Annotated in this window: 6 protein-coding genes; 4 read left to right on the forward strand and 2 right to left on the reverse strand. The window is 48.7% G+C overall.

The genetic code is table 11. From position 1 onward, the window contains the following. Positions 1 to 30: 30 nt before the first annotated feature. Both VIN66_RS15210 and VIN66_RS15215 read left to right on the forward strand, forming a co-directional pair. Positions 31 to 219, forward strand: a complete 189-nt coding sequence (locus tag VIN66_RS15210; protein WP_331924769.1) for a hypothetical protein — start codon at positions 31 to 33, stop codon at positions 217 to 219. Between the two features lie 9 nt (positions 220 to 228). After that, the gene (locus VIN66_RS15215) at positions 229 to 516 is read left to right on the forward strand and encodes a type II toxin-antitoxin system RelE/ParE family toxin (RefSeq protein WP_331924770.1); all 288 of its coding nucleotides are present in this window, start codon (positions 229 to 231) and stop codon (positions 514 to 516) included. A 162-nt stretch (positions 517 to 678) separates the two neighbouring features. Here the strand turns inward: VIN66_RS15215 and VIN66_RS15220 are convergent, their stop codons facing one another. After that, positions 679 to 1,440: a type 1 glutamine amidotransferase domain-containing protein gene (locus VIN66_RS15220; protein WP_331924771.1), complete on the reverse strand. Its 762-nt coding sequence runs from the start codon at positions 1,438 to 1,440 to the stop codon at positions 679 to 681. A gap of 157 nt (positions 1,441 to 1,597) precedes the next feature. On the opposite strand from VIN66_RS15220, the gene VIN66_RS15225 reads away from it, so the two are divergent. After that, complete coding sequence (locus VIN66_RS15225) at positions 1,598 to 2,248, forward strand: hypothetical protein (protein WP_331924772.1); 651 nt, start codon at positions 1,598 to 1,600, stop codon at positions 2,246 to 2,248. Continuing rightward, positions 2,232 to 2,717, forward strand: a complete 486-nt coding sequence (locus tag VIN66_RS15230; RefSeq protein WP_331924773.1) for a DUF2269 family protein — start codon at positions 2,232 to 2,234, stop codon at positions 2,715 to 2,717. Before VIN66_RS15225 ends, VIN66_RS15230 begins: the two co-directional genes overlap by 17 nt. A 36-nt stretch (positions 2,718 to 2,753) precedes the next feature. Here VIN66_RS15230 and VIN66_RS15235 read toward each other — a convergent pair whose 3' ends face one another. Continuing rightward, positions 2,754 to 3,014 (reverse strand): hypothetical protein, encoded by a 261-nt coding sequence (locus VIN66_RS15235; RefSeq protein ID WP_331924774.1) that lies wholly within the window; start codon positions 3,012 to 3,014, stop codon positions 2,754 to 2,756. Positions 3,015 to 3,037 lie beyond the last annotated feature (23 nt).

A 3,037-nucleotide genomic window follows, 5' to 3' on the forward strand; every position in this document is an offset into this window, starting at 1 on the left:
AACAATTAAGCCTCTGTCGGAGAATTAACTATGCCAAGCCCGTTAAGAAAAGATGAAGCCCATAAGCTGATCGATCAGTTGCCAGCCAATGCCACCTGGGAGGATTTGATGGAACAGATTTATGTGCGCCAAGCCATCGAACAAGGCCTTAGCGATAGCGAGCAAGGCAAACTGCAATCAGTGCAGGAAATCCGCAAAAAGTATGGTTTAACTCAGTAAGCTCACTGCATGAAGGTGCTATGGTCTGACAATGCCGCAGAACATCTTGATGCCATTTTCCATTACATTGCAGCTGATTCAGCAGTGTATGCACTTAAGACCATCGATGAAATTACCCGCCGTTCAGTACAGATTGCCGACCACCCATTATCCGGTCGGGTTGTCCCCGAGTACAACCAAACACAAATCCGCGAAGTGCTGTACCGCGACTATCGAATCATCTATTACATCAAGCCTGATCAAATTGAAGTATTAGCGGTGATCCGTAGCCGGATGCGGCTATCTGATAGTGAATAGGCATTTAGCCAAATGTATAGAAAACGGAATTAACTATACATTTCAGACCCGACATATATAGATTTTCGCGTTTTTTATATATGTTTGCCCTGCCTCTAAGCTCCTATCGCAACCGCTAAGCGAAATCCTGCTACTCATTCTCCCGATGATGCGACGTAAACGCTACTTGCCCTGCTGGTGTAGCAGTATCATTTCTTTCGCTACCAGTGCAGCCGACGGCAAAAACATCGTTGATACTATACGCTGGTCAATCACCACCTCGTGTTTATCTGCCAGCGTATCCTTGTTTTGTGCCAAAGCGCCATTGTCCCGCAGGCGGCTTTCAATTAAAAACGGCAGCAAGGTGCCATGTTTGGCCCAGGGTTTATCCAGCTCGGTTGAATCAGGAAAGCCTGCCACCTTTTTGCCTTTAACCAAATAATCACCGCCAGCCAGCTTCACATTGGCAATACTGGCCGCACCGTGGCCACCAACACCAACAATACCACCGGCCTCGTACACTTTGGCGATAATGGATTGGATCTCAACATTCTGCGCTACATCAAACATCACGCCATAGCCACCACCGCTAAAAACGGCCCAATACTGCTCAGGCTTTACCTGCGAGGGTGTCAGCGTGTTGTTAGCTTTATCCAAAAAGTTTTCATACTTGATGGTATAACTGGCAATCCCCAAAGGGTCGCGCATAAACGGTACCTCGCCACCCTGTGGCGAGACAAAATCCACTTCATAGCCATGGCTGACAAACACATGGTACGGCGGGGCAAACTCAAACAAGTCATTACGTGCTTCATGCTTTTCCGCATCGCCCATATCCACCATGTTCGACGCCACTATCAGCACCTTCTTGCCCGGCTGCGCCGCCGCTACCGAAGCCGCAGTGCAAAGCATCAGGAGATATAAAATTACAGTAAGTAAACGCATAACCATTCCCTTGTCATTAACAACACATCCGGTTTAGTCGTATATAGAACAGTAAAGGTTTAAATGCTGGTCATCAAAATGGATAAACGAGACAAAGCATTCCACTTGTGTTGTTCAGCCGCTAAGATAGCAGCCTGTTTGCTATGGATAGCCCGTTATGGCCAAACCACATTACTTTTACGCCACGCTGTTAATAGCACTGCTGATATTTATTGCCTGCCTGATGATGAACGGCCCTATGCGACCCGGCTTACCGGTAGGTGACGACCTTGCCACCCGGCTGGCTTATATCAATAGCAATCTTATGCTTTGGCAACTGGGCTGGCTCAGCTGGATGCTGGCCGCACTGAGCTTACTGGCGTTTGCGGTAATGCTGTCCACCGAGCTGCAAGCCGGCGCGGCCCGGCAATATGGCGTGTTGCTGGTGGCGCTGGGTATGGCGCCCGATCTGATGGCCGAAACCCTGTATGCCTTTGTCATGCCGCATATCGCTGTTGAGCAGCTGGCCTTGCTGCAGTTTATTGACGTACTGGCCATGCACCTGACCGGCTTCTTGGGTAACGGCTTATACAATATCGGCGGCATGCTGCTGACCCTGGCGCTGTTAAAGCAGCAACCGGCGTTAAAACTGTGGTTATATCCGGGCCTTGTCGCCTGGCTGCTCGGTTTGGGGTTATCGGTCGCTATTGCGCTACAGATGCTGAAACTGGCGGAGTATTTTACCGCCGCCAGTATGGTGCTTAGCACCGGCTGGTTTGTGCTGATCGCCTGGAAGTTATGGGGAACCACACATGTACGCCGCGCTTAAGGTAATTCATATCGGCTCACTGGTAATGTGGTTAGGCCCGGCGCTTGGCTCCTGGCTGGTACTGCGTTATATGCAGCAGCAAGAGGGCGAGCTAGCGCCCGCCACCGCCAAAGTGTACCGGGTGTTTTTCTGGACCTTAACGCTGGAACATATCGCCTTAGTTACTCTGCTGCTAAGTGGCGCCACGATGGCTTTTACTTTTGGCTTTATCGCCATGCCATGGCTGCAACAAAAGCTCTGGCTGGTGCTGTTAATCATAGTGCCGCTGGAGATTGTCGATATCTGGCTGGGTAACTGGAAGGTAAAACGGCTAATCGCTAAGCGCAGCGACGGTAATGCCTTAACAGCACGCCAGCAGGCCTTGGTGCAGTTTTACCATAAAGCGTTTACCAATCTGGCGCTTGTGACACTACCTGCTACAGTGCTGGTAATTATGTGGCTGGCAGTGTCGAAGCAACAGCTTTGGTGAGTCAAAGTAAGCTGCTTTAAAGTTAATCAGCTCCAATTATTTTGAGTTGGTTTCCAAAATTTTGTAGCAAGCTGCCTTTAAAGATTGAGCTAGCTCCAAAATACCTGAATTGGCAGAAAACTTTGCTGAATCCTCATACTGATAACGAAGCCCTGTGAAATAGTTTTCGAACTCGGTGAATATTTTTATCAATTCGTCTTCTTCAAGTTCGATTGCATCCAGCAGAAGCTTTTCCGTTTTCGTATTTTTAATACAGGCATATAGCTTGGTATGGACTTCCCCTAAAACAGTAGACACTCCTTAGGTTAGAATACAACTTT

The sequence above is a fragment of the Rheinheimera sp. genome (genome assembly GCF_036568245.1).
In the GTDB taxonomy this organism is placed as follows: domain Bacteria; phylum Pseudomonadota; class Gammaproteobacteria; order Enterobacterales; family Alteromonadaceae; genus Alishewanella.